This is a genomic window from Kouleothrix sp. 19917, assembly GCF_057073505.1.
Genome location: NZ_CP097099.1, coordinates 3,366,296 through 3,392,511, shown reverse-complemented (window position 1 = coordinate 3,392,511; position 26,216 = coordinate 3,366,296). Strand labels below are relative to the sequence as shown.

The 26,216-nt window shown below is 65.3% G+C and carries 24 protein-coding genes; 7 read left to right on the top strand and 17 right to left on the bottom strand.

The features are described 5' to 3' along the window. Positions 1-38 precede the first annotated feature (38 nt). From M1P90_RS13785 to M1P90_RS13775, 3 genes are all read right to left on the bottom strand, one after another. On the bottom strand, positions 39-2,129 hold the full coding sequence (locus M1P90_RS13785; protein ID WP_483703234.1) for a hydantoinase/oxoprolinase family protein: 2,091 nt from the start codon (positions 2,127-2,129) through the stop codon (positions 39-41). A gap of 277 nt (positions 2,130-2,406) precedes the next feature. Further along, positions 2,407-3,207 (bottom strand): SDR family NAD(P)-dependent oxidoreductase, encoded by an 801-nt coding sequence (locus M1P90_RS13780; protein WP_483703233.1) that lies wholly within the window; start codon positions 3,205-3,207, stop codon positions 2,407-2,409. A 339-nt stretch (positions 3,208-3,546) separates the two neighbouring features. After that, entirely contained in the window at positions 3,547-5,235 is a 1,689-nt protein-coding gene (locus M1P90_RS13775; protein WP_483703232.1) for a substrate-binding domain-containing protein, read from the bottom strand. 339 nt (positions 5,236-5,574) lie between these two features. On the opposite strand from M1P90_RS13775, the gene M1P90_RS13770 reads away from it, so the two are divergent. Further along, entirely contained in the window at positions 5,575-6,621 is a 1,047-nt protein-coding gene (locus M1P90_RS13770) for a Gfo/Idh/MocA family protein (RefSeq protein ID WP_483703231.1), read from the top strand. A gap of 137 nt (positions 6,622-6,758) precedes the next feature. Here the strand turns inward: M1P90_RS13770 and M1P90_RS13765 are convergent, their stop codons facing one another. Next, positions 6,759-7,121, bottom strand: coding sequence for a hypothetical protein (locus M1P90_RS13765; RefSeq protein ID WP_483703230.1), 363 nt, complete (start codon positions 7,119-7,121; stop codon positions 6,759-6,761). A 519-nt stretch (positions 7,122-7,640) separates the two neighbouring features. On the opposite strand from M1P90_RS13765, the gene M1P90_RS13760 reads away from it, so the two are divergent. Then, positions 7,641-8,543, top strand: a complete 903-nt coding sequence (locus tag M1P90_RS13760; protein ID WP_483703229.1) for a DNA-3-methyladenine glycosylase family protein — start codon at positions 7,641-7,643, stop codon at positions 8,541-8,543. A 99-nt stretch (positions 8,544-8,642) separates the two neighbouring features. Here M1P90_RS13760 and malQ read toward each other — a convergent pair whose 3' ends face one another. Then, positions 8,643-10,145, bottom strand: a complete 1,503-nt coding sequence (malQ, locus tag M1P90_RS13755) for a 4-alpha-glucanotransferase (RefSeq protein WP_483703228.1) — start codon at positions 10,143-10,145, stop codon at positions 8,643-8,645. An 87-nt stretch (positions 10,146-10,232) separates the two neighbouring features. Here malQ and M1P90_RS13750 point away from each other — a divergent pair, with 87 nt between their 5' ends. Next, on the top strand, positions 10,233-10,571 hold the full coding sequence (locus M1P90_RS13750; RefSeq protein ID WP_483703227.1) for a hypothetical protein: 339 nt from the start codon (positions 10,233-10,235) through the stop codon (positions 10,569-10,571). 156 nt (positions 10,572-10,727) lie between these two features. Here the strand turns inward: M1P90_RS13750 and M1P90_RS13745 are convergent, their stop codons facing one another. The 11 genes from M1P90_RS13745 to M1P90_RS13695 form a co-directional block, all read right to left on the bottom strand. Beyond that, complete coding sequence (locus tag M1P90_RS13745) at positions 10,728-11,153, bottom strand: hypothetical protein (protein ID WP_483703226.1); 426 nt, start codon at positions 11,151-11,153, stop codon at positions 10,728-10,730. A 6-nt stretch (positions 11,154-11,159) separates the two neighbouring features. Then, positions 11,160-11,885, bottom strand: coding sequence for a CDP-alcohol phosphatidyltransferase family protein (locus tag M1P90_RS13740; protein ID WP_483703225.1), 726 nt, complete (start codon positions 11,883-11,885; stop codon positions 11,160-11,162). 280 nt (positions 11,886-12,165) lie between these two features. Then, positions 12,166-12,699: an SH3 domain-containing protein gene (locus tag M1P90_RS13735; protein ID WP_483703224.1), complete on the bottom strand. Its 534-nt coding sequence runs from the start codon at positions 12,697-12,699 to the stop codon at positions 12,166-12,168. A gap of 238 nt (positions 12,700-12,937) precedes the next feature. Next, positions 12,938-13,591 (bottom strand): response regulator, encoded by a 654-nt coding sequence (locus M1P90_RS13730; RefSeq protein ID WP_483703223.1) that lies wholly within the window; start codon positions 13,589-13,591, stop codon positions 12,938-12,940. Between the two features lie 186 nt (positions 13,592-13,777). Further along, complete coding sequence (locus M1P90_RS13725) at positions 13,778-14,998, bottom strand: sensor histidine kinase (protein WP_483703222.1); 1,221 nt, start codon at positions 14,996-14,998, stop codon at positions 13,778-13,780. A 301-nt stretch (positions 14,999-15,299) separates the two neighbouring features. Beyond that, entirely contained in the window at positions 15,300-16,031 is a 732-nt protein-coding gene (locus M1P90_RS13720) for an ABC transporter permease (RefSeq protein ID WP_483703221.1), read from the bottom strand. Between the two features lie 28 nt (positions 16,032-16,059). Next, the gene (locus tag M1P90_RS13715) at positions 16,060-16,221 is read right to left on the bottom strand and encodes a hypothetical protein (protein WP_483703220.1); all 162 of its coding nucleotides are present in this window, start codon (positions 16,219-16,221) and stop codon (positions 16,060-16,062) included. A 72-nt stretch (positions 16,222-16,293) separates the two neighbouring features. Further along, positions 16,294-17,121 carry an ABC transporter ATP-binding protein gene (locus M1P90_RS13710; RefSeq protein ID WP_483703219.1) on the bottom strand — a complete coding sequence of 276 codons (828 nt, stop codon included), beginning with the start codon at positions 17,119-17,121 and terminating at the stop codon, positions 16,294-16,296. A 247-nt stretch (positions 17,122-17,368) separates the two neighbouring features. Further along, positions 17,369-18,190 carry an indole-3-glycerol phosphate synthase TrpC gene (gene trpC, locus M1P90_RS13705; RefSeq protein WP_483703218.1) on the bottom strand — a complete coding sequence of 274 codons (822 nt, stop codon included), beginning with the start codon at positions 18,188-18,190 and terminating at the stop codon, positions 17,369-17,371. A gap of 17 nt (positions 18,191-18,207) precedes the next feature. Further along, the gene (locus M1P90_RS13700; protein ID WP_483703217.1) at positions 18,208-18,636 is read right to left on the bottom strand and encodes a hypothetical protein; all 429 of its coding nucleotides are present in this window, start codon (positions 18,634-18,636) and stop codon (positions 18,208-18,210) included. Positions 18,637-18,920: 284 nt separating this feature from the next. Next, a complete protein-coding gene (locus tag M1P90_RS13695) occupies positions 18,921-20,639 on the bottom strand; it encodes a potassium channel family protein (protein WP_483703216.1) in 1,719 nt (572 codons plus the stop codon). A gap of 97 nt (positions 20,640-20,736) precedes the next feature. Between M1P90_RS13695 and M1P90_RS13690 the strand changes: the two genes are divergently transcribed. From M1P90_RS13690 to M1P90_RS13675, 4 genes are all read left to right on the top strand, one after another. After that, positions 20,737-21,474, top strand: a complete 738-nt coding sequence (locus M1P90_RS13690; protein WP_483703215.1) for a DUF6062 family protein — start codon at positions 20,737-20,739, stop codon at positions 21,472-21,474. 216 nt (positions 21,475-21,690) lie between these two features. After that, entirely contained in the window at positions 21,691-23,370 is a 1,680-nt protein-coding gene (locus tag M1P90_RS13685) for a CocE/NonD family hydrolase (RefSeq protein ID WP_483703214.1), read from the top strand. A gap of 136 nt (positions 23,371-23,506) precedes the next feature. After that, the gene (locus tag M1P90_RS13680; RefSeq protein WP_483703213.1) at positions 23,507-24,706 is read left to right on the top strand and encodes an MFS transporter; all 1,200 of its coding nucleotides are present in this window, start codon (positions 23,507-23,509) and stop codon (positions 24,704-24,706) included. 188 nt (positions 24,707-24,894) lie between these two features. Then, a complete protein-coding gene (locus tag M1P90_RS13675) occupies positions 24,895-25,185 on the top strand; it encodes a hypothetical protein (RefSeq protein WP_483703212.1) in 291 nt (96 codons plus the stop codon). A 42-nt stretch (positions 25,186-25,227) separates the two neighbouring features. On the opposite strand, the gene M1P90_RS13670 is transcribed toward M1P90_RS13675, so the two are convergent. After that, positions 25,228-26,214, bottom strand: coding sequence for a phosphotransferase (locus M1P90_RS13670; protein ID WP_483703211.1), 987 nt, complete (start codon positions 26,212-26,214; stop codon positions 25,228-25,230). Between the last annotated feature and the right edge of the window lie 2 nt (positions 26,215-26,216).

Genomic DNA, 26,216 nt, shown 5'->3' with positions numbered 1-26,216 from the left:
ACGCAATGCTTCGCCCTTACAATGCATGCGCTGCGCCATCACAGAGCGATCACGAGGTTCCATTGCGCGTCGATGCGGCACTGCGCGCCCGGCCCGACGATCACGGTCGATTCGCGCTCTTCGACGATGGCGGGGCCGGCGAAGTGCGCGCCCGGCGCGAGGCGGTAGCGGTCGTAGATTGGCGTGTCGGTGAAGCCGCCCGCCTCGGGGAAGTAGGCCGGCCGCGCGCCCTTGACGGCGTCGGCGGCGTTGGCGCTGGCATTGTCGGCGCGCACGGCTAGCTGCAGGTCGGGCTCGGGGCCGGCCGCCGTCACGCGCCAGTTCATGATTTCCACCGGCACGGGCGGGCCAAGTCGCTCGTACAGCTCGCGATACACGGCCTCGAAGGCGGCCTGGAGCGCGGGCACCTGCGCGTCGCCCAGCGCGCCATCGGGCAGCGGCACGCGGATCTGGTGGCCCTGCCCGATGTAGCGCATGTCGGCTTCGCGGCGGTAGCGCACCGCGCCGGCCGGCACGCCCGATTCTTCGAGCAACGCCGTGCCTTCGCTTTCCATTTCGCTCAGCAGCGCGTTGGCGTGCGCCCAGTCGAGCGCGCCAAGCTGGCCGCGCCACGAGCGCACAAAATCAAAGGCCAGCGGCGCGGAAAGAAAGCCGACTGTGCTCATCACGCCCGCGCCGAGCGGGGCCAGCAGGGCGGGAGCGCCGAGCGCCCGCGCAATGCGGTAGGCATGCACCGGCCCGGCCCCGCCAAACGCGAATACCGGGAAGCGGTGCGGGTCTTTGCCGCGCTCCAGCGCATGCACGCGCGCGGCGTTGGCCATCTGCTCGTTGGCGATCTGGTGAATGCCCCACGCTGCTTCTTCAGCCGAAATGCCCAGCGGGCCGGCGATGCGCGCCTCGATCGCCCGCCGTGCCCCGCCCACATCCAGCGCCATGCGCCCGCCCAGGAAGTAGCCCGGGTCGAGGTAGCCCAGCACAAGGTCGGCGTCGGTGACGGTTGGCTCGCTGCCGCCGCGCCCATAGCACACCGGCCCCGGCACCGAGCCAGCCGAGTCGGGGCCAACTTTCAGCAGGCCCAGCGCATCGACGCGCGCGATCGAGCCGCCGCCCGTGCCGATCTCAATCATTTCGATCACGGGAATGGTGATTGGCAGGCCCGATCCCTTCTTGAAGCGGTACATGCGGTCGACTTCGAATTCGTGCGCGATCAGCGGGCGGCCCGCGTCGATCACGCAGATTTTGGCGGTGGTGCCGCCCATGTCGAACGAGAGCACGTTGGGGTGGCCGGCAGCCTGCCCGTAGGCGGTTGCGGCCAGTGCCCCTGCCGCCGGGCCCGACTCAAGCAGGCGCACCGGGTAGCGCACCGCCGTGTCGACCGTGGCGATGCCGCCCGAGGACAGCATCAGAAAGAGCTTGCCGCCCACATCCATGCGCCCAAGCCGCGCTTCCAGCTCGCGCAGGTAGCGCTCGACGCGCGCCTGCACATAGACATTTGCGATGGTGGTGGAAGTGCGCTCGAACTCGCGGATTTCGGGCACGACGTCCGACGAGATCGACACGCGCATGCCCGGCGCGGCGCGGCCCACGGCGGCGCGGGCGGCCTGTTCGTGCGTGGGGTTGGTGAAGCTGTGCAGAAACGCAATCGCCACCGCCTCCACGCCGGATGCCGCCAGCTCGCGGGCCAGCCGCTCGACATAAGGTTCGTCCAGCGCGCGCAGGATGCTGCCGTCGGCCAGGGTGCGCTCGGGCACGTCGAAGCGCAGAAAGCGCGGCACCAGCGGGCGCGGGTTTTCCAGCATCAGGTCGTAGAGGTCGTAGCGGTTTTCGCGCCCAATCTCCACCGAGTCGCGGAAGCCCTCGGTCGCCAGCAGCGCAGTGCGCGCGCCCTTGCGCTCGATCATAGCGTTGGTGACGAGCGTGGTGCCGTGGACGATCTGGGCGATTTCGGATGGCGCGATGCCGGCGCGCTCCAGCGCCTCGGCCAGCACGGCCTCAATCGCCTGCGAGGGGTCGTCGGGCGTGGTGAGCACCTTGCCCACCGCAAACGCGCCGGTGCCTTCCTCGACCACAATCAGGTCGGTGAAGGTGCCGCCAATATCCACGCCGACGCGATAGCTTCGTGATGGCATGCGTTTCCTGTTCAGCAGTCAGTATTCAGGAGCCAGGAGGCAGTAGGCAGTTTGCAGTGGGTGAATGGGTGACAAGATGACAGGGTGAGGGGGTGAAAGGGTGAAGGTGAGCATCTTCGCAATAACCTGCAACCTGTTACCTTGTAACCTTCACACCCGCAACATGCAACGTTCAAACCTGTAAACCTGCAAACCTTCCAACCCTCTGTGCCCTCTGTGTCTCTGTGGTGAATTATTTCGTCGTTCGCCTGCCCTGAGCTTGTCGAAGGGTCGTTCGTCACTCCCCGAGTTTGGGGAATTTGCTCAGCGGGAAGATGTCGACGGTGGCCGAGCGCTGCTGCGCCAGCAGGCCGCCATCGACCACCAGGCAGTGGCCGGTGATGTAGCTGGCATCGGGGCTGGCGAGGAACACCGCCGGGCCGGCCATCTCGCTGGCCTCGCCCATGCGCGCCAGCGGGAAGTTCTCGCCACGCGCGCGCTTGACCTCGTCGCTCAGCCCTTTGCTGTCGATCGAGCCGGGCACCAGCGCGTTCACGCGCACGCCATACGGCCCCAGGTCCAGCGCCATCGCGCGCGTCATGGCCTCGATGCCGCCCTTGGATGCGTCGTAGGCGACGTTGCCGCGGTGCGCGCGCGTGGCCGCCCCGCTGGACATGTTGATGATCGCGCCCTTGCCCTTGCGCGCCATGATCTGCGCGGCGCGGTGGCTGCACAAAAACACGCTGCGCAGGTTCACCGCAATGATGCGATCCCACCACGCGAGGTCGGCTTCAAGAAAGTGACGCTCGGTGTTCGTCAGGCCGGCGTTGTTGAGCAGCACGTCGATCGTGCCAAAGCGCGCCAGCATTGCCTCGAACAGCCCGGCCACCGCCGCATCGTCGGAAACGTCGGCGGCGTGGGCCAGCGCCGTGCCGCCAGCCGCGACAATTGCGGCGGCCACGGCTTCTGCGCCGGCTGCGTCGACATCGTTGACCACCACCTGCGCGCCTTCCGCGCCATAGCGCTCGGCAATCGCCCGCCCAATGCCATGCGCGGCCCCCGTAACCAGCGCAACCATTCCTGCCATCTGCTGGGGCATGCGACACCCACCTTTTTCTCTGAGGTTTGATATTTTATAAAATATAAAAGAGAAGCCGCCGTCTGTCAAGCGTGATTGGCGGATGCCATGCAAATGCCCAGGCGGTTTTCCACCTGGGCGCATTCTTCGTCAAAAGAGTTTATTTGCTTGAACCACGAAGACACAAAGATTTATAGATTCTTCACCCTCTCCGTGTCTTCGTGCCTTCGTGGTTATTCGTTCTCAAACGCTCATTTCCTACTCACACCCTTCGATACGCGCTACGCGCTACTCAGGATGCGCGTTGGTTTGCAATCGCCAACCCCCAACCCCCAACCCCTAAACCCCATCCCCACGTTGCTATCGCCCGCGCAGCGCGTAGGCCACGCCGCTCTGAAGCGTGCTGGTGGTGACAATAGTGCGGAAATCCACGCCCAGGCCCACCATCGTCTGCGCCACCTCGGGGCGGATGCCCGTGAGCACGACCTGCGCGCCCACCAGCTTCACCGCCTGCGCCGCGCGGATGAGCGCATTCGCAACCTGCGTGTCCACCAGCGGCACGCCCGTGATGTCGAGAATGACGGTTGCCGCGCCCGCAGCGGTAATGCCTTCCAGCAGGGTTTCGAGGATCTGCTGGGCGCGCTGCTCGCTGAGCGTGCCGATCAGTGGCATCACCAGCACGTCGTCGCTGATCGGGATGAGCGGCGTGGAAAGCTCGCGCAGCATGTTTTCCTGCATGCGAATGACCTCGGCCTGCAGGCGCTCGCGCTCTTCTTCGGCCTGCTTCATCGCTGTGATGTTGCGGCTGATGCCGACATGGCCCGTCACTGCGCCGCTGGCGTCGCGCAGCGGCACCTTGCTGGTCAGGTACCAGCGCCGCTCGCCGCTTGGCTGGGCAATCACCGGCTCGACGCGGTCGTGCAGCGGCACACCCGACTCCATCAGCGCCTGCTCGTCGGCGAAATATTGCTCGGCCAGCGCGCCGGGCGCCAGCTCGCGGTCGGTCTTGCCCACGACATCGTCGAGGCGTTTCATACCCAGCGTTTGCAGGTGCGGCGCGTTGGTGATCAGAAAGCGGCTGGCGCGGTCTTTCACAAACAGGTGCGTGTCGGGCACGGCGTCGATCACCGAGCGCAGCAGGCTGCGTTCGCGCGCCAGGGCGGTGCGGCCATCGACGACGTTGCGCAACATGGCCGGGAAAAGCTCCAGCAGATCGAGCGTGGCATCGGCAAGCGTGCCGGCGGTGAGCAGATCGACGCGCACCAGCGTGAGCGGCTCGACTGGCTGGCCCCGCGCGGCCTGCACCGCCAGCTCCAGCGCGCCGCGCCCGATTTCGGCCGGGAACTGGCGCACGGTTGCGTCGACGGTGCCGGTGTGAATGGCGCGCAATGTTTCGGGCAGCGCATCGAAGCCAGCGATCACAATCGAGCCGGCGCGGCCAGCCTCGGCAATCGCCGCTGCCGCGCCCAGCGCCATTGGGTCGCAGGCAGCAAACAGCGCCCGCAGGTCGGGCACACGCGCCAGCGCTTCGCGCGCAAGGCGCACGCCGTCCTCAAACAACCAGTTGCCCTCGCCCTCGTAGGCGACATGCATGCCCGGATGGTGCATAATGCCGGCCTGAAAGCCTTCTGCGCGCAGGGTGGCGCTGTGCGCCGAGGCCGTGCCCCGGAGATGGGCGACCGCGCCCTGCCCGCCGATGCGCTCGGCCAGAAAGCTGGCCGCCAGCGTCGCCCCGGCCACATTATCCGAGCGAATGGTCGCGGTGATTGGGCAGCCCAGGATTTCGGTGTCGGCGGCGATGACGGGAATGCCGGCGGCCAGCGCGCGATTAGCGGCGGGCGCAAGCGCGTGAGAATCAATTGCGCCAACAATCAGCGCATCCACACGCTGCTCGACAAAGCCGTCGATTGCCGCGCCCTGCTCGGCCGCGCTGAAGGCCGGCTCGACGATCAGAGTTGCGCCAAGCTCGGCGGCTCGGGCGGTGGCGGCCTGCTCAAGCAGCAGCCAGTAGGCGAAGTAGGGGTTGTGTTGCGCAAAACCGATCTTCATAGCTGATGCTCTTTGCAGCAATCGATACAGTGCGGCGAGTGTAGCATATTCCTGCGCGCAGCGTGCGTGCCATATTTGCAACAAAGCGCAAGCAAAGATGGCAAGTTGAGCGTATTGCTATGAGCTGTCGGGAACATGCGCGCCGCAAGATCTGCTATGATCGCCGCGCAGACGCGGGGAATGAGTACTCTGGAAAGAAAGTTCTTTTATACAACGAGCCAAGCTTCCTGAAAGCTCCTCTGAGTATCAGGTTGAAGCAAAACTGGCCTGAGCTTCCTGGAAGCTGAGTACAAGGAAATTTACTTTCCAGAAAAATGAGCTAGCACAGGAGCGAACACTATGGAATCGCGGCTAGGCTTTGGGTTTGTGGGCGCGGGCGAGATCGCGGTGGCCTCGGCGGCGGGCGTGCATGCCGGCCAGCATGCTCGCATTGCGCGCGTGTACGATGTGAACGCGGCGCTGGCGGCCGACCTGGCGGCGCGCTCGGGCGGCACACCCGCCGCCACGCTGGATGCGCTGCTGGACGACCCGCAGGTGCAGGCGGTGTATATCTGCACGCCGCACTATCTGCACCGCTCCGTGGCCGAGCAGGCGGCAGCGGCAGGGAAGCATGTCTTCATCGAAAAACCAGCCGGCATCGCGCCAGCCGAAACCGAGGCGATTCTTGCGGCGTGCGAGCGCGCGGGTGTTGCCTGCGGCGTGCCCTTTGTGGTGCGCTATGCGCCGGCCTACCGGGCCGCACGCGCGCTGGTGCAATCTGGCGCAATCGGCGCGATCACTGGCTTCCGCCTGTGCTACCGTGGCGACAAACCGGCCAGCTACTGGAGCGGCGGCTACTCGGGGCGCGCCACAAGCGACTGGCGGCAGCAGCGCGCCACGGCTGGCGGCGGCGTGCTGATCATGAACATTATTCACGACCTGGATGCGCTGCTGTGGATCACCGAACTGCGTGTGGTGCAGGCACAGGGCTTGGCGCTCAGCAGCGTTGCCAGCCCCGGCGATGTGGAAGATCATGCGCTGGCGCTGTTGCGCTGCACGAATGGCGCGCTTGGCAGCATCGAGGCGCTGGCGAGCCTGCCGGGCGGGAACGGCCCGGATGCGCGCTGGGTCAACCGCATCTATGGCCGCGAGGGGCAGATCGTGCTGCCCTCGCCGTGGGGCCGCGATCCACTGGCGATCTGTACGCGCGCCGAGGGGGCATGGCGCGAGCAGGGCGGCGACGCCAGCGCCGATGCGCGCCAGCTTGCTTTCGACGATTTTGCGGCGGCGGTGCTGGCTGGCGCGCCCGTGCCGGTGCCGGGGGCGGCGGCGCTGCGCGCCAGCCGAGTCATTCACGCGATCTACACAGCCGCCGAGCGCGGCGAAGAAGTGGCGGTGCCGCACTGAGACGGCCTTAAATCTACTATGTTTCAGATAAGGCGGCCAAGAACGATTGCCACGAAGACTCGAAGGCACGAAGAGCATATGATGCTATAAAATCTTGGAGTCTTTGAGTCTTTGTGGCTATGTGAAAGGTATTGGCCTTAAATCACAGCCATGTGCTGGGTTTCGTAGACACCCCAGGCGATAAAGCCAAGCCCAATCAGCAGCGCCAGCCACAGCTCGACGTCGCTGCGGGTGACGGGAACAAAGCTGCTGGGCGGGTAGCCGCCGTACAATGCCACCGCGCTGGTGATCAGAATAACCAGGCCGGTAAGCACCGGCATGACCAGCCAGAGCGAGTAGCCGCGATTGGCAACATACCAAAGCGCCGCGCTAATGACAACAATTGCAGCCGTAAGCACCAGGCCGGCGTCGGGCAGCTTCATACCAAGTAATACGCCATAGGCCAAACCTAAAAAGCAAACCGCCAGTTTCCAGGGACTGATCCGTCCATCCGTGAGCATTGCGCTCTCCTTTCCATAATACCCTTTACCGCCGAATTTGGCAGATACTGTGCTGCAATTGTGGCGCTGCGTCTGTGCTGGCAAGGCCCGATCTTGCCGACAGACAAAACACGCCCAGGCTCATATGCGGCCGAGCGCGACAGTATGTGAATGCTTGGGAGTGCGGAGTAGAGGCGCATTGGCCGTGGCCCTTGCCTGGAATGTTCAGCAAGAAGCCCGCCTTGAATTGTGATTAGGGGCAGTATAGCAGACGAACCCTCGCAAAATGCCCACGAGGTCTTGTCGTTTTTGGCATTTCAGCCGATTTTGACGCTTTCTTTACGAAAAACGCATAACAATCTTGTGCCGCTGCTGACATAGAGCTGTCACCCGGGGCGTGTACCATAGAAGAAGAATTGTATGTTTACGGGAAGTTTTGCTCAAAGGGGAATGTACGAAAGGCATCAGTGAGCCATGAAGCTTGGTGCCTTGGTGTCTTGGTGGTAAAGTTCCAAACAGTTTGAAAGAGATGGAGCATCCATGCCATATACGCTCACCGGCACGCTGGCGGCCACGCCACCCTTTGATTTCCTCAAGTCGCTCAATTTTATCAACGGCTTTGGGCCAATGATGGGCGACCAGCGCATTGCCGAGCGCAGCCTGACGCGCGCGGTGATGATCGGCACGCAGCCGGTTGCGTTTACGCTGGCGGCGCAGGGCAGCCCCGACGCACCCGAATTGGCCTACACCTTATTTGCCGAGCAGCCGATTGCGCCCGCCACGCAGCGCGCCGCCGAAGATCGCGCCAGCTTTTTCCTGAGCCTGAACGACGACCTGCGCCCGTTTTACGCGCTTGCCGAGGCCGACGAAATATTCGCGCCGATTGTGCGCGCGCTGTGGGGCTACCACCAGGTTAAGTTCATCACGCCCTTTGAAAACGCGGCCTGGGCGATTCTGACGCAGCGCAACACCATGGCGATTGCGCGCAATCTCAAGTCGCGGCTGGTCGAGCGCTATGGCGCAACGCTGGAGGTGGCAGGAAACACCTACCCGGTCTTCCCCACTGCCGAAACCATCGCCGCCGCCGACCCCGGCGAGCTGTACGACATGCTGCCAAGCATGCGTCGCGCCGAGTATGTGCAGGATGTTGCGCGCGCCTTTGCGGCGGCCGACGAGGGCTGGCTGCGCAGCGCGCCTGTCGCTGAAGTGGAAGCGTGGCTGCGCGGCATCAACGGGGTTGGGCGCTGGTCGGCGGGTTTCATTCTGCTGCGCGGGCTGGGGCGTGCCGAGCTGCTGCCGCCCGACGAGAAGAAGCTCGCGGCCTCGGTTGCCAAGCACTACAACGCCGGCCAGCCCGTGCCCGAGCGCAGGCTGCGCGAGCTTGCGGCGCACTATGGCGCCTACCAGGGCTACTGGGCGCACTACATGCGGCTGGTGGGATAGGGCCGTGTAAATAACCACCAAGACACCAAGGCACCAAGAATCTTAAACCCTTGGTGTCTTGGTGTCTTGGTGGTAAACGTTCTTGGCGCTTTTTGCGAACTACTCAGTCGCGGCGGGCCGGGAGCGGCCATAGATGCGCGTCAGTGTGCCCAGGCGCTCGGCCAGCTCGTAGGTGAGCATGTCGGCGGTGTAGCGCCAGTCCCAGTTGCCGGCAGCGCGGCCGGGTGTGTTCATGCGCCCTTCGCTGCCCAGCCCGAACACATCCTGCATCGGCACCAGCGCGGTTTCCGCCACCGAGGCAAAAGCCAGCCGAATGAAATCCCAGCTGACATCGCTGCCATCGCGACCGAGGTAGAGCTGCACATTGCGGCGCTCGTGGTCACCGAGCGTGTGCCACCAGCCCGTGGTGGTGTCGTTGTCGTGCGTGCCGGTGTAGACCACGCAGCGCACCGGGTAGTTGTGCGGCAGGTACTGGTCGTCGGGGTCGCCGCCAAACGCGAACTGCAGCACCTTCATGCCGGGAAAGCCAAGCTCATCGCGCAGCGCCTCGACATCGGGCGTGATCACGCCCAAATCTTCGGCGATGATTGGCAGGCTGCCCAGCGCCGCGCGCACCGCCTCGAACAGCGCCGTGCCAGGGCCGCGCACCCATGTGCCATTGATCGCAGTTGGCTCGCCGGCGGGCACGGCCCAGTAGGCCGCAAAGCCGCGAAAGTGGTCGATGCGCGCAATATCAACCAGCGTGAGCGTCGTGCGAAAGCGCTCGACCCACCAGCGGTAGCCGCGCTGCTCAAGCGCACCCCAGCGGTACAGCGGGTTGCCCCAGAGCTGTCCGGTTGAACTGAAGTAGTCGGGCGGCACGCCGGCCACCGCCGTCGGGTTGCCGGCCTCGTCGATCTCGAACACTTCGCGATTCGCCCACACATCGGCGCTGTCGAAGGCCACGAAGATCGGGATGTCGCCAATGATCTGAATGCCGCGACTGTTGGCGTAGGCCTTCAGCGCGCGCCACTGGCGGAAAAACTGCCACTGCATGTAGGCGTGGAATTCGGTTTCGTGGCTCAGGCGGCTGCCCTGCTCGTCGATGGCGTGGGCTTCGTGGCGGGCCAGCGCCGGCTCCCAGCTATTCCACGATGCGCCGCCGTGCGCGCCCTTGATCGCGGCAAACAGCGCGTAATCGGCCAGCCAGGTGCGCTGCTCGGTGCGGAAACCGGCAAATTCGTCGCGCAATTCCTGCGGTGCGTGCTGCTTGTAATGCTCGAACGACTGATGCAGCACGTCGAGCTTCCAGGGGATCACCGCGCCGAAATCCACGCTTTGATCGGGAAATTCGGGCGCGCTGGCCAGGCTGCCCGCGTCGAGCAGCCCTTCGTCGAGCAGGCGATCCAGGCTGATCAGCAGTGGGTTGCCAGCAAAGGCTGAAAAGCCCTGGTAGGGCGAGTCGCCGTAGCCGGTTGGGCCGAGCGGCATCACCTGCCAGAGCTGCTGGCCCGAGCCGGCCAGAAAATCGACAAAGGTGTAGGCTGCGGCGCCCAGGTCGCCAACCCCCCAGCGCCCCGGCAGCGAGGTTGGGTGCAGCAGAATACCACTGTTGCGAGTCATTGCGCGTCCCTCGTTGGTCTTTTGAGTATCGGCATAGTATACTAGGTTTTTCAAAACCTGATGCGGTTTAGCAGAATGGGCGCAGCCATGAACCGAAAACCAAATAATTCACGCCTGGTATACAGCACCGAGCCTGAGCCAGAAGCAGCAACTTCCGCGCCCACGCCGGCATACCCCTCGGCCGCGCAGCAAACCGCGCGGATCTGGCGCGACAGCAAGCGCCGGCGCGGCAAAACGGTGACGGTGGTGGGTGGCTTGCAGCACGACCCGGCCACGTTCGAGGCGCTGCTGAAGAAGCTGAAGCAGCAGTGTGGCGCGGGCGGGACGTTCAAGGACGGCGAGCTGGAGATTCAGGGCGACCATCGCGAGCGCGTGGCGGCGGCGCTGGCGGCAATGGGCTACAAGATCAAGCACGTGGGCGGGTAGGGCCGAATTCATCCACAGATTACGCAGATTACGCAGATTGGATTTGGCTTTCTAATCGCTTACCTGTGGATCAAACCTGGTGCTTGGAATAACAGAAGATGCGGGGCGAAAGGAAACCTCCATCCCCTATCTCCCATCCTCCATCCCCTCCCGCCGCTACTTCGCCTCGTCTTCGAGCGGGTCGAGCGCGGAGTTCCACGCTTGCAAGCGCGCGGCGTCGCCGGAGTTTGCGCCGCTGGGGTAGAGCCGCTCCATCGCCTTGCGGATGGCCTGCACTTCGGCCGTGGTCATATCAATCGTCAGCCCGCCAATCGTGAAGGGCATCACCACGTCCTCGGCCTCGGCGCGCGCCTGCCACAGTGCGCGGTCATGCTCAAGCGCGCTGCGCTCGCGCCCGGCTTCGGCCAGGTTGTCGAGCGTTTTTTTGTGGGCGCGCACCGTTTCGGCGTGGCGGTGCTCTTCCTTATCCAGCTGGCGCGAAAGTGCCTTGATCGTCTTGTAGGCCTCGCTCAGCTCGTGCTGTAGCAGCGCCACCTCGGGGTTCGACGACGGCAGGAATGGATCGTGGGGCGTGTCGGCCATAGCGCTCTAGATCTTCTGGCCCCGCATGGTGCGGTAGGTCATGTATAAGCTCAGAATGACGTAGTAGACCATATACAGCAGCGAGAAATTCACCAGCAGCATGTTGGGCGTGGGCATCTGGGCAAGAATGACCACAAAGCTCACCAGCCACAATGCGCTGAGTGTCAGCGTGGTGGAGCGGAAGGCGACTGTGCGCGTTGGGTAGAGGTAGCGGATCGGCACAAACACCATAATCGACCAGAAGATCAGCACCGCGCCGACCGTTGCGGGCGCGAGGTTCAGCACAATCGCGTAGAAGGCGATCACGTTCCAGTAGCTTGGGAAGCCCAGAAAGAAATGGTCGTCGGTTTTGGCGTCGACGCGGCAGAACTGGTAGCTGGAAGCCAGCAGCGGCAGCGCCGCCATCACCACCCCGCCCACGCCAGCCGGCAACAAGCCCAGCTGCCAGATCAGGAGGATCGGCGCGAACACGTAGGTGAGGTAATCGACAATATCGTCGAGCTTGCGGCCATCGAACCAGGGCAAGGTTTCGCTGACGCGGAAGCGCCGCGCAAGCATGCCGTCGGTCCCATCGACAACCAGAGTCAGAAAGCTGATCCAGAGCGCCTGAACGGCATTGCCTTGAATGGCAGCCAGCACCATCAGAAAGGCCAGCACGGCCCCGCTGGCTGTATAAAGGTGGACGGCAGCGGCGCTCAGCTGCGACCATCGGGAAACGTCTCGCTGGATCATGCTCCTCCTTCGGCGGCGGGCGTGAGCCGCGCGCAGTGGCGTGTGGCGTTTGGTGAAATCGTGCTACTCGCGTTAGTGTACCGCCTCGCTGCCGCGCCGTCAATTGGGAAATACTTCGCTCTGATGCCCAGGCTTTGGTTGAAAATTGCGCAGCTCTTCGGGAATTCGTTGCCAGGAATGGCCAAAGACGAATGACGAATGACGAATGACGAAACCAGTTTGGTCATTCGCCCTTCGTCCTTCGTCTCAGCAGCCAGAAGCGAATGCCCAGCTAACTCTATCAGGGCACCTGGCTCTCAACATTCGGGTCGATTGTGAGCAGCGAGCGGCTGATCCAGCCAGTGATTGTTTTGCCGTCGCGCGTGTAGGTGACGCGGAACCAGCTTGCGTCCTGCGTCTTCCCCAGTAGCTGCACCGTTTCGCCCGACTGCACCAGATCGACTGGCTGGCCGCTGACGGGCTGCTCGCGCACGTTGCCCCCGCTTGAAACGCTGGCGGTAAGCAGCGGCGGCTTGGCCTGCGCTTCGGCAGTGGCGGCGCGCGCAGCCACCAGCGTGGCGGTGGCATTCAGCTCGGCCTGCGCGGCGGCGGTGCGCTGCGGAATGGCCGTGGCTGCGGCCGAAGTTGCGGTTGCAATCGCCTGGGCGGCGCGCTGCTCGCGGAAGCCGTTTGCCCACACGCCGCCAGCGCCAAGCAGCGCCAGCACCACCACGGCCAGCACAATATTGATCAGGGTTCGCAGGGGGCCTCCCCGGCGCGGCGCGTTCGGGGTGAACAGGCGCTCCCAGTCGTCGGGACGAATTTTGCTTGCCACAGTTGCTCCCAATGCGCAATACGGCGGTTTCTACGCCGGCACAGTATAGCATACCCTTTTGCGCCCGTTCGCGCGCGCGGCATTGTACTATGGTCCCTTGTTTTCCTGGTTGGGCGGCGGGGTTAGGAAGTGCGGTTATGAGGGTTGCGGGTTTGAAGGTTTGAATGTTGCAGGTTTGCAGATCATTGCCAACTGCTAACTGCCGACCGCTACCTGCTAACTGCTCGGTTCTTACTCGTTAGATCAATCCCTGCTCGCGGGCGACGCGCGCGGCCTGAGTGCGGTTGGCGGCGTGGAGCTTGTCGAGGATGGTCGAGACATGGTTTTTGACGGTGCCTTCGGCCAGCACCAGCCGCGCCGCGATCTCGCGGTTGCTCAGGCCGTCGGCCAGCAGGCGCAGCACGTCGACTTCGCGCTCGCTGAGCGGCTCGTACTCGGGCGCGGCGGGCGCGTTGCGGCGCGTGAACTCAGCGATCAGGCGGGTGGCGACGCTGGGCTGGATGATGCTTTCGCCGGCGTGCACCTTGCGAATCGCGGCCAGCAGCTCGTCGGCGGGCGTGTCTTTCAGCAGGTAGCCGCGCGCCCCGGCCTTGATGCCGTCGAACACATACTCGTCGTAGTCGAAGGTCGTCAGGATGATCACGCGGGTGGCGGGCAGCTGCGCAACGATCTGAGCCGTGGCGGCGACGCCGTTGGTGCGCGGCATCTGCACGTCCATGAGCACAATATCGGGCCGCAGCGCCAGCGCGCGCTCGCAGGCTTCCTGCCCATCGGCGGCCTCGCCCACCACCCCAAAGCCGTCTTCAAGCTCCAGAATCGTGCGCAAGCCCTGGCGCATCAGGGTCTGGTCTTCGGCGATCAGCACGCGAATGGGCGGGTTTGCCTGGGTCATGATGTTTCCTTCTGATGACGAACGACAAATGAGTAACGGGAAATGAACCGCAAAGAGCGCAAAGGGCGCAGAGATTTTGGATTTACGATTGACGATTTACGATTGGAACCATCACCTCAAAACTCAACACTCAACACTCAACACTCAACATTCAACACTCAACATTCAAACCTGCAACCTGCGAACTCATCCCTCCTCACCCACCGGCACGCGCGCCTCGACGACGGTGCCGCTGCCGGGGCGCGGGCCGACATGCAGCGCGCCACCCAGCGCTTCCACCCGCTCGCGCATGCCGAGAATACCGTAGTGGCCGGGCTTGTGCAGTGCGCCGGGCGCAATGCCCGCGCCGTCGTCGGCCACACGCAGCACCAGTGTGCCGTTTGCGCACCCCAGGTCAATTGCGACCGTGCCCGCGCCAGCGTGGCGCTCGGCGTTGGCTAGCGCCTCGCGCGCCACACGCCAGAGCGCCTCGGCGGCGGGCGGCGGGATTGGCGCAAGCGTTTCGGGCGCGCTGGCCGTGACCGCAATCGACGTGCGGGCGCGCAGTTCTTCGGCCAGGCGCTCCAGCGCCGCTGGCAGGTTCTGGTGGTCGGGCAGCGGCGCGCGCAAATCGGCCAGCGAGCGCCGCAACTCGCCCATGGTTTCGCGCACCAGCGCGCGCGTGGCCTGCAATTCCGCGTCGCCGCGCGCCGCGTCGCGGGCATACAGGCGCTGCGCGGCTTCGAGCTTGACATTCACCAGCACCAGCGCGTGGCCCAGGCTGTCGTGCATGTCGCGGGCCAGGCGGGTGCGCTCGCGCAGCGCGGCCAGCTCTTCGGCCTGCGTGGCATAGCGCTCCAGGTCGTCTTTGGCGCGGCGCAATTCGGCAATCAGCGCCTCGCGCCGGTAGTGCTCGCCAAACATCAGGCCCACAAATGCTGCCAGAGCGATGAGAATGGCGAGCGAGAAGACAAAGCCGAACACCGAGCCCCAGTCGTTTTCTGCAATCGCATCGTAGATGCCAATCGGCGCGGCCAGCAGCGCAACGATCGCCCCGGCCGGGAACAACCAGCGGCGCATTGGCAGCGCGCCAAACACATGCCCGAGCAGCGAAAGCAGCGGCCCGAAAAAGCTGCTGCTAAAGTGCAGCAGGCCGCCCACAATCGCAAGCTGGACGATCAGGTACAGCAGTACGGTGCGGTAGGGCACCGGCCAGCGCTCCTGCTGCCGCGTTTCGTTACGGTCGAACCAGATGTAGGCGGCGGCAAAGGCAAGTATCAGCGCCAGCATCAGCGCGCCGCGCCAGCTCCGCAGCAGCGTGGCGTCCTGCCCCACGGCGTCCTGCGCGCCGAGCAGCAGCGACACCGCCACCACAATGCGCCAGAAAGTATTGAATGGGCCGAGCCAGCGTGGCGCTGAAATTGTCATAACGTTTATCCGTGTGCAGCAGATTTGCCGTTCACATAACCACCAAGACACCAAGGCACCAAGATTGTATTGCTTCCTGAATCGGCTGGTGCCTTGCTGCCCTAGTAGTGCCATTTCCTGGCGCCCTTAATTGGAAAGTATGACCTCTACCGCGGATTTCAGATCAATTGAGTCACAAAACGTCAGATTGCTCTCGAACTCTGTGCTTTCTGTGTTCTCTGTGGCTCAACTCATATGCACTATGCTCTAGAATAGAGCTTTCTTGAGAGAAATACAATCTGCGTAATCTGCGGATGATTCTCTAGTATGCACGCGGCTCCCAGCGGAACAAACGCGCCGCCAGCACCAGCGCCAGCAGGCCGTAGCACGCCAGCCCAATCGCGTTGATCGCGGCGGGCTGCGCGGCAGGCACCGGCAGCAATGCCGGGCGCAGCATATCCACCAGCATGGCGGCGGGTGTCCAGCGCGTGGTGTTGCCCAGCCAGGCCGGCAGTTGTTCCAGCGGGATAAACAGGTTGCTCACGAACATCAGCGGGAAGTAGATCGCCTGGCCGATGGCGGCTGCCGCCGAGGTGCTGGGCGCGACAGTCGCGATTGCCTGGCCAAGCAGCAGGAACACCAGCCCGCCAACAACCGCCAGCGGCAGCGCGCTCGCCAGCCCGCCCCACGAAAAATGCGCGCCATACAGCAGCGCCGCCGTGCCGATAATTGCCGCGCTTTGCGCCAGCAATAATACCAGCCGCGCCGCCACATACGACGCTATCAGGTGGGCGGCGGGCAGCGGCGTGGCGCGCACGCGGCGCAGCACCCCGCGCTCGCGCAGGTCGGTCAGGCGCGTGGCGTCGCCAAGCATGCCGCTCGACATCAGGTTCAGCACGACGATTCCAGCAGCTAGCCAGCTAATCGCGTCGGGCCAGATCACGCCATAGAGCACGATCAGGCCGATTGGGAAGGCGAAATTCCAGAACAGCGTAGTGCGGTTGCGCATGTTCATCAGCATATTGGCTTTGGTGAGTATCAGGAAGCGTTTCATCGGGAAATTGCTCGCTTTCGTTCGGGCGCTACTGGCGCTGGCGATAGAAGGCCCACGTCAGGCCCGAGGCCATGCAGAAGGCAATGCCGCCAAAGGTGGCGTAGTTGGCGGGCATGATATTGAATGCCATTGCCAGAAAAAACAGAATGCCGACAAAGGCCAGGGCCATCGCGAGTGTTTGGCGTGACATCTCAGTTTCCTTTTCTGCTATAACGGCTCAGTGTGTCTCAGGGGAATCTCTCTCAGACCTGCACACAGCGCGTCAGGCTGCCATGCGCGCCAGCCAGGCGGCTTCTTCGTCCATTGCGTCGGCGGCGCTGTGCTCGCCCAGGTCGCGGCCAGTCAGCGCCAGAAAGACGTCTTCGAGGTTGGGCTGGCGGCGCGCAGCTTCGGCGGGCGCGAGCGGCGGGGCGAACTGGCGGATGAGCTCGGCGGGCGTGCCAAGCGCCACCAGCCGCCCGCTTTCCACAATGCCAATGCGGTCGGCCAGCTCCTGCGCTTCTTCCATCGAGTGGGTTGTGAGCAGCACCGTGCGGCCGGCGGCCTTCATGCGGCGAACCAGCGCCCACACCACGCGCCGCGCCTGCGGGTCGAGGCCGGTGCTTGGCTCATCGAGCAGGACGATCTGCGGGTCGTTGACGAGCGCCAGCGCGAGGGAAAGGCGCTGCTGCTGCCCGCCCGAAAGCTGCTCGGCGCGCGCTTTGGCCTTTTGGCGCAGGCCAAACTGCTCAAGCAGTTGCGCGATCTGGGCGCGGCTGGGAAAGATGTTGTAGAGCGCGGCGTACAGCTCGATCAGCTCGGCCACGCGCAGCTCGGGGAACATCGCGGCTTTCTGCAGCTGCACGCCCAGCAGCTGTTTGGCCGCCGCGCCGTCGCGGGCCATGTCGTGCCCGGCCACGCGCACGCTGCCCGTATCGGGACGGCGCAGGCCCTCGATGGTGGCGAGCGTGCTGGTTTTGCCCGCGCCATTTGGCCCCAGCAAGCCGAAAATCTCGCCGCGCCGCACGCTCAGGCTCAGCCCGTCGACGGCGCGCTGCGCGCCGTACTGCACCACCAGATTTTCAACGTCGATGATTGCTTCGCTGTTCATATACCCTCCCTGCGCGGATGGCCGCGCGTCGTTTTCTTGCCATGAGGATACGCCAGCCGGGGCGCGGCGGCTAGTCACAAAGGGGCTAATCGGGAGGGTGCCGAAAGTCACGCCTGGGGTCGGGCGCGGGGAGGAAAAGAAAACCAGAACCGAGAACCGAGAACCGAGAACCATGAAGACACGAAGGCACCAAGAATCAAAATGATCTTCGCGCCTTCGTGTCTTCGTGGTTAAATTTCTAGCTGCCTCAGCGGGCGATGCGGGCCAGCTCGCGCACCTGCGCGCCAATGTCGGGCGAGCGTACCAGGGCCTCGCCAACCAGAATGGCGTCGGCGCCCCAGGCGCGCACCTGCGCAACGTGTGCGGGCGTGAAAATGCCACTTTCGCTCACCAGCACCGGGCGCGATTCGGCGGGCAGGCGCTCCGCCACGCGGCGGGTGGTGTCAAGCGAAGTGACGAAGCTGTGCAGGTCGCGGTTGTTCACGCCCACGATCTGCGCGCCAACCGCCAGCGCGCGCTCAAGCTCGGCCTCGTCGTGCACTTCCACCAGCGCCTGCATGCCAAGCGAATGCGTTAGCGCCAGCAGCTCGGCCATGTGTGCATCGTCGAGCGCAGCGACGATCAGCAGCAGCGCGTCGGCACCATAGGCGCGCGCTTCGTGCACCTGGTAGGGGTCGATAATGAAGTCTTTGCGCAGCAGCGGCACCGGCAGTTGCTCGCCCAGGTGCGCGCGAATGCCTTCGAGGTACTTCAGGCTGCCCTGGAAAAAGCGCTGGTCGGTGAGCACCGAAATGGCCGCCGCGCCATTTTCGGCGTAGGTGCGCGCCAGCACGAGCGGGTCGAAGTTTTCGATCAGCACGCCTTTGGAGGGCGAGGCTTTTTTGACCTCGGCAATCAGCGCCACGCGGTCGGGCTGGCGCAGCGCGGCGTCGAGCGGGCGCGGCGCGGGCGCATCGGCGGCGAGCGACTGGAGCTGCGCCAGCGGGATTTTGGCGGACTGGCGGGCGACCTCGGTGCGCTTGTGGTCGAGGATGCGCGTCAGAAAGGTCTCGGCGGGTTCGGTCGTCATGGGTTCCCTTTGTGTTGCTATGAGCGGAAATTGAGCAGCAGCAAGCCAATCAGGCAGATCGTAATGCCGGCCACCTGCGTCCACGCCAGCGTTTCGGCAAACAGCACCAGCCCAATCGGCACCAGCAACATCGTCACGGCGACGTTTGTGACCAGCGCGGCAATGCTGATCGCCCAGCCGGCGCGGTAGGCCAGCAGAAAGCCCAGCTCGATGCCAACAACCGCCAGCGCCAGCCCGGCAACCGCCCAGTTGATCTGCGCGAGGGCGGCGCGCAGGCTGGTGCCGAGCGGGAAGAAGGGCAGCAGCACCAGGCAGATTATACAGGCGATGGCGTAGGTGACGGCCATGCCAAGCAGCGGGTGAAGCTGCGCGGGGATGGCCTTCTGAAACAGGTGGTAGAACAAGGACGCGACGATTGTCAGGCCCATCGCGCCAAAGTACATCATTCGGCTGGCTCGCTTTCGGTCGCGCATCTGCTCACTATCTGGCTGCGGAAATCAAAGCGCCATGCTATGCGAAGTTGCGCGGTTTGACAAGGCGGCGGGGTGACGGGGTGAAGGGGTGAGCGTAGAACCGCAGAACCAAGAACCGCAGAACCGCAGAGCGAAGAGCGCAGAGCGCAGAACTGAGAACCGCAGAACCGCAGAACCGCAGAACCGCAGAACTGAGAATCTGCAACGTTCTAACGTTCAAACCTGCAACCTGACAACATGCAACCTTCTAACCCGGCCTACCGCAGCAGGGCGCGCACGCGGGCCAGCGCATCGATGGGCGCGAGCAGCGTGATTGTGTCGGCGGGGGCGAGGGTGGTGTCGAGTGCGGGGAGGGTGTGGGTGGCATCGCCGCGTGTGAGTGTGATCACCAGCGCGTCGTGGCGGGCGCGGATGGTTTCGATGGTCTGGCCGGCGAGCGCATCGCCTGCGCGCAGGGTGATCTGGTCGGCGGAGAACAGCGCCTCGGCGGTGGCAAAGGCGTGCGTCACATCGCCCAGCACGGCGGCGGCGGCCAGCGTGGCGCTCGCCAGCCCCGAAGTGCTATAGGCCGTGCGAATGCCGAACATGTCGGCCATTTTGCTGGCAAGCGCGTCGCTGAAGGCGCGCTCGACGACATGCACGTCGGGGCGGAGCTGGCGCGCGGCCAGGCCGATCTGCAGGTTCAGCAGGTCGTCGGAGGTGAGCGCGGCCACGCTGTAGGCGCGCTCGATGCCGGCCGCGCGCAGCACCTCGGGGTCGCGGGCGTCGCCGATGATGGTGCGCACTCCTGGCAGGCGCGCAATGCGCTGCGCCAGCTCGGGCCGGCCATCGTCGCGGCGCACCACCACAATGCGCGGGCGCGGCACCAGCGCATCGAGCTGGCGCACCACGCGGTAGCCAACCTTGCCCAGCCCGCAGACAATGATCGTGTCATGCTCGCCGGTGGGCTGCTCGTCGCGGCTGGATTCGGTGCTCTGGCGGGCGCTGAGCTCGCGCAGGCCAAGCAGCGCGGGCAGCGTGCCGATCAGCAGGGCCTGCCCACCGGCAAGCTGGCGCAGCACGCGCACGGGGTATTTGTCCTCAAGCGAGCGGCGCAGGCTGGCTGGCCCGCTTTGCGGCGCAAACACCAGCCGCGTGACGCCAAGCAACTCCGCGCCGGCCGGCATGGCGTGCTCGATGTCGCGGCTGATCGCGGCGGCGACATAGGTGGGCGCGGCCAGCGCCGACGCGCTGAAGGCCGTGTTCGGGCCAAAGCCGCGCTCAAGGTTTTGATCCAGCTCGTCGCTGAAGACGCGGAGCACCACGCGCATGCCCGGCCGCATGCCGCGCGCCGTCAGCGCGATCTCGATGTTCGCCAGGTCGTCGTTGATCGCGGCGACCACGGCGCGTGCCCGCGGGAGGCCAGCCTGGCGCAGCGCGACGGGCTCGCGTGCATCCCCGACCACGACCGGCACCTTCAGGTTCAGCGCACGCTCGACGAAGGGTCCGTTCCAGTTGCGCTCGACGACAACTGCCGTATGTCCATTTGCCAACAGCTGCTCGACCACGCGCATGCCCACGCGCCCCAGCCCCGCAACGATGACGTGATCACGGCTGGTTGCGGCCAGCGCCACCTGCCAGGCCTCGCGGCGGCTGCCCTTGTCGAACAGAAGGCGGCCGAAGTTGAGCACGCTCTGGAAAATGAGGGCGAGGCCGAGCAGCGGGATGAGGAAGAACAGCAGCACGCCTAACGGGTCGTCGGGCAGATCGAGGCCGGTCTGGAGCGACACCAGCTTGAGTGTTTCGAACAGGGCGGCGGCGAAACCGAGCCGGGCGGGGTGGGCGTAGTGCAGGTAGAGCGTGCCGGCCAGCGCCAGCACCGCGAAGCCGGCCAGCGCCACCCACGACTCGCGCAGCAGCAGGCCGAAATCGTAGAGGTTGGCGCGCAGCAGCTGCCAGATGCGGGAGCGGCGGCGCGGGCGGGTGGGAGTGTTCATGCGGCATCCGTTCAGGCGGCTCCGCTGCCATTGTACCGGGGGCGTCAAGCGCGCAGCGTGGTACAATGCCGCAATCGCCAAGCAAGAAAGAATGCCTGTGACCGACCCACGAACCCGCGACGACCTGCTCGAAGCCATGCGCCTGGGCTGCCCGCTGTGCGTGCTGGTCGAGCGCGCCGAGCGCAAGGCGATCGACCATTTTCTGTACGATCAGGTGAATGATATTCGGCAGCGTGATGCCCTGCGCGCCAGCCGCGGCCTGTGCCTGCCGCATTCCGAGATGCTGGCAGAAGGGCGCAGCGCACTGGGCGTGGCCATCCTCAGCCGCGACATCCTGCGCACCATGACGGCCGAGCTTGAGGCGGAGACTTCTAATCGCAAAGAGCGCGGAGAACGCAAAGAAGAGCGGGATAGCAAATCCGCTCACACCTTTGCGCTCTTTGCGTCCTTTGCGGTTCAAGTGGGGCAAAAATTGGCCAGCCGCATTGAGCCGCAGGCCGGATGCCCGATGTGCGCCGAGCGCCCGCGCCTGGAAGCGCCGCTGTTCGCCGGGCTGCTGCACAACCTGGCCGACGCGGGCTTTGCCGCCGCGTTCGACGAATCGGGCGGGCTGTGCCGCGTGCACCTGGCTGGCGGGCTGCGGGCGGCCAACCCAGCCGGCGCGCGCGACCTGGCGGCGCGGCAGGCGGCGATCTGGCGGCGGCTCGAAGCCGTGCTGGACGAGTTCATCCGCAAGCACGATTACCGCTTCAATGAGCCGATCCTTGAGGACGAGCGCGATGTCTGGCGGCGCGCGCTGCAAGCCAGCAGCGGGTGGTATCATCGCGAGGAGTGACGAAGGGCGAAGGACGAAGGACGAAGGACGAAGGACGAAGGACGAATGACGACCGACGAAGGGCGAACGTACTGGCGTATCGCATACGCCTGCTGCAGGTTGCAGCCGGGGCGTATCGCATACGCCTGCTGCAGGTTGCAGGCTCAATCCCAAAACCCCAGACCCTAAACCCTCGTGCGGTTGCAGATTCGCCACCGCTTCAAAAAGAGGACGCATATGCCCCCAACGGTTTCTTCCCCCACCCACGATGTTCGCATTGATTTCGATGCGCGCGTGCCCATGCGCGATGGCACGCAGCTCGCGGCGGACGTGTATCGCCCCGCTGCGCCCGGTCGCTTCCCGACCATTCTGCTGCGCACGCCCTACTTGAAGAACGGCGACAACGCGCTGGCGGTCGGGCGCTATTTCGCGCAGCGCGGCTACGCGCTGGTGTGGCAGGATGTGCGCGGGCGCGGCGATTCCGACGGCGCGTTTGTGCCCTACCGCAACGAAGGGCGCGACGGCTACGACACGATTGAGTGGTGTGCAGCGCAGCCCTGGAGCGATGGCAATGTCGGCACTATGGGCGGCTCGTACCTCGGGCGCATTCAGTGGCTGGCCGCGCTGGAGCAGCCGCCGCATCTGCGCGCGATGTTTATTGCCGTCTGCCCATCCGACCCCTTTGTGGAAATGCCCTGCGGCACGCACGGCCTGCAGCACCTGTGCTGGCTGCACATGACCAGCGGGCGCACCATGCAGAACACGGGCGCGGTGAACTGGGACGCGATCTACGAGCACCTGCCGCTGCTGACCATGGACGAGCAGGTCGGGCGGGCGATGCCGCAGTGGCGCGAAGAGCTGGGGCACGAGCTGCGCGACGAGTTCTGGGAAGCGATCTGCTACCAGAACAAATTCGACCAGATCGACCTGCCGATCCTGCACATCTCGGGCTGGTACGACGACGAGCAGATTGGCACGCCGCTGAACTTCGCGGGAATGGTCGCACACGGCGCCACGCCAGCCGCGCGCGCCAGCCAGCGCCTGCTGATGGGGCCGTGGGGCCACCGCATCGCTGGCGTCACCAGCATGGGCGAGGTGGATTTTGGCCCGCAGGCGCTGCTGAACCAGGAAGGCACGCAGCTGCGCTGGTTCGACCACTGGCTGAAGGGCATGAGCAATGGCGTGGCCGAAGAACAGCCGGTGCGCCTGTTCCTGATGGGCGCGAACGAGTGGCGCGACGAGGCCGCCTGGCCGCCGCCCGCCGCGCAGGAAACGCGCTTCTACCTGAGCAGTGGCGGCAGCGCCAACAGTCGCTTTGGCGATGGCGCGCTGGTGGCGGCCGCGCCCGATGCCGCCGCGCCCGACCGCTACCGCTACGACCCGGCGCGGACCTTTCCCTTCCTGACCGAGCCAACCTCCTCGCAAATCGGCGGTGCCGACGATTACGCCGCCGTGCAGCGCCGCGACGACGTGCTGGTCTATGTCACGCCGCCGCTCGACGCCGATGTCGAAGTGGTCGGGCCGATCAGCGTCGAGCTGTACGCCGCGTCGTCCGCGCCCGACACCGACTTCATGGCGATGCTGCTGGATGTGCACCCGAGCGGCTTTGTGCAGCGCCTGTGCGACGGCATGGTGCGCGCGCGCTACCGCGACGGCTTTGCCAGCGCCAGCCCAATTGCGCCGGGCGAGGTCTATCGCTACACCATCGATTGCTGGAACACCGCGCAGCTATTCCGCCAGGGCCACCGCATCGCCGTGCAGATCACATCCAGCGCCTTCCCGAAGTACGACCGCAACCTGAACACGGGCGAGTCGCTGGCCACCGGCACGCGCATGGCCGTCGCCGAGCAAACGATCTTCCACGACGCCGTGTATCCCTCGTGCGTGGTGCTGCCGATCATTCCGCAGCAGGCGTGAGCGGGTGGCAAGGTGAAAGGGTGAAAGGATCTGCGTCCTGAGTAGGCCGTCAGGCCGTATCGAAGGGCGCTGTGTTCGGCAGAAAATACGCACTACGCACTACGCACTATGCCATTCTTGCAGAAAGCCTGAACCAATGCTGACGATCTTCCGCAACCGCCTGTTTCTTGCCGTGGCCTCGGGCCACTTCGCCGTCGATGTGCTGAATAGCGTCGGCCCAGTGCTGATGGCAGTGCTGGCCCGCCCGCTCGGCCTCGGCTACAGCCAGATCGGCCTGGCGCTCACACTCTACACCTTTGCCGGGGCGCTGTCGCAGCCCGTGTTTGGCCTGCTGGCCGACCGTTTCCGCGGGCGGACGGTGCTGCTGGCTGGGGTGGGCGCGCTGTGGATGATAGTGTGCCTGGGCGCGATGGCGCTGCAAAGCACCTGGGCGCTGATCCTGCCCTTGTTTCTGCTGGCCGCGCTTGGCTCGGGCCTGTTCCACCCGATTGGCACAGCCACGGCTGGCGCGGTCGACCGGGCGCGGGCCGGCAGTACGACCTCGCTGTTCTTCTTTTCGGGGCAGATGGGCCTGGCGATTGGCCCGCCCGTGGCCGGCTGGCTGTTTGGCCTGAATGGCGCGCTGGGTTTGCTGCCGCTGTGCGCGCTGGCGCTTCTTCCCGCCGGGCTGATGCTGGCCGCGCCAGGATTGCCCGCCGAGCCGCCGAGCGCGAAGCGCGTTGCGGGCGCGGCGGCGCGCAGCGCCGTGTGGGTGGTCGTGGCGTTTGTGGCGCTGGTGGCGGTGCGCTCGTCAATTCAGGCCGCCTACAGCGCCTTCCTGCCCTCGCTGTTCGCCGAGCGCGGCTGGAGCGCAACGTGGTATGGCGCGCTGGCGGGCACGTTTATGTTTGCCGCCGCAGTGGGCAATGTCGTCAGCGGGGCCGTGGCCGACCGCTATGGCATGCGCGCGGCGACGGTCGGGCCGCTGGTGCTGGGCGTGCCGGCCGGGCTGGTCTGCCTGTGGTCGCCCACGCCCCTGGCGGCGTTCGTGGCGTGCGGGCTGGCCGGCCTGCTGATCGGCGGGCAGCATAGCGTGCTGGTGGTGCACGCCCAGCGGCTATTGCCTGCCAGCCAGGGCTTTGCAGCCGGCCTGATCCTGGGCTTCACGTTTGCGGCGGGTGGGATTGGCACCTGGCTGGGTGGCCTAGTGGCCGACAGCGTTGGGCTGTTGCCGGTGATGCAGGCGATTACGCTGCTTGGGCTGCCCGCCGCGCTGCTGGCCCTCACGCTGCCGCGCCGCGAGCGCCCCGCCGCGCCCGCCCTCGCAGAAACCGAGGCGCAGCCAGTCGTGGCGTGATACGCTTTTTCGGAATTTCTAACGCACTACGCACTACGCACTATCTCGATAGAATAGTGTGTAGTGCGTATTTTCGCGTCATCTGTTCGTTCAAATAAATAATTGTAAACGCTGACTTCTGAACACGTCATAGAGTACGGCACCATTCTTGCATTTTGTTTGGGGAAACAACATGAAGAAGGTGCCATATGACTGAACAACAGCGCGAAGATGCGTTTCTGAATGAGTTGCTGACCACCCGCACGCCACCTGCGGCACGACCGGCCCCGGCCCTGACTCCCAGCGACGAGCGCGCGCTTTTAAGCGCCGCCAACCGCGCTGGCACGCCGACGCTCGCGCCATTCTCTGGTGGCGAAGCTGCCCCGGCTGGCGAGAAGTCGTTTGCGGGCGAGGTGGCCGAGATGGTGCGGCGCTACCCGCTGCCAGCCGTGGCGCTTGGCGCGGGCGTGATGTTTCTGCTGGCGCGGCGCAGGCGGTAGCGTTTGGATTCGTCCACAGATGACGCAGATTGCACAGATGGCTTAGCCCTCGGCAAAGACGGCGCGTGCCCACGCGACGTAGCGCGCCATGTTTGCCTGCATGTGCTCCTGCCAGCCAGCCGGGCGCGCAGCCAGCCGCTGGTCGCCGCCGCGCGGCACCTCGTAGAGCAGGCGGGCGAAACGTGCCACCCACCACACGAGCATGAGCGGCAGGTAGGCCCGCATGCGTCGCGCGGCGGACGGCTCGCCACGCAACCGCGCATATTCCTCAAGCAGCCATTCCTGGCGCGTAGCGGAAACCGCTTCGTACGCCGGGTGCGCAATCAAATCTGCAATCTCGAACGCGGGATCGCCCCAGCCGCTGTTTTCCCAATCCACCGAGGCCAGGCCGCCGGGCTGGCGCACAAAATTGCTGGTGTTGCCATCCACCCGGCAGAGCGCGAGCGCCGGCGCGGGCCATTCCGGCCAGGCGTGGTCTTCGGCGTGGCGGGCCAGCGCCACAAGCTCGGGCGGGCGCTCGGCGGCGGGAATGCGGGCAAGCTGCTGGGCGATCAGCGCCAGGCCAGCGCGGGCGCTTGTCGCGTTCAGGACGGCGGGCTGGATTGGCTGCGTCGTGTTCTCGGGGGTGAGCGAGTGGATGGCGAGGTAGTGCGCCAGCAGCTCGTGCCACTCGGCGTCGCTGGCGGGCGGCGCGAGGAGCACCGGGCCGGCCAGCCACGACTGGACGACCAGCGGCTGCGCGAAGCGCTCGCGGTCGAGCAGGATGGGCGCAGGCGCGATGCCGAGGCCAGCCGCACGGAGGGCATGGAGCGCGGCCCACTCGCGCCCGGCGCGGTCGCGCTCGTCGCGGATAGCCCATTTAATCGCAAGGTCGTGGGTTGGCGAGGTGGCGCGGTAGACCAGATTGTTTGCGCCGCCGCTGGCACGCGAGTAGCGCCAGTCCCCGAGGGCTCCTGCGTCGTGGCTTCCTTCGGCAAGGTGGCTGAGCAGCAGATCGAGTTCCGGCAGCACGGGCGCTTGTTTTTCCATAT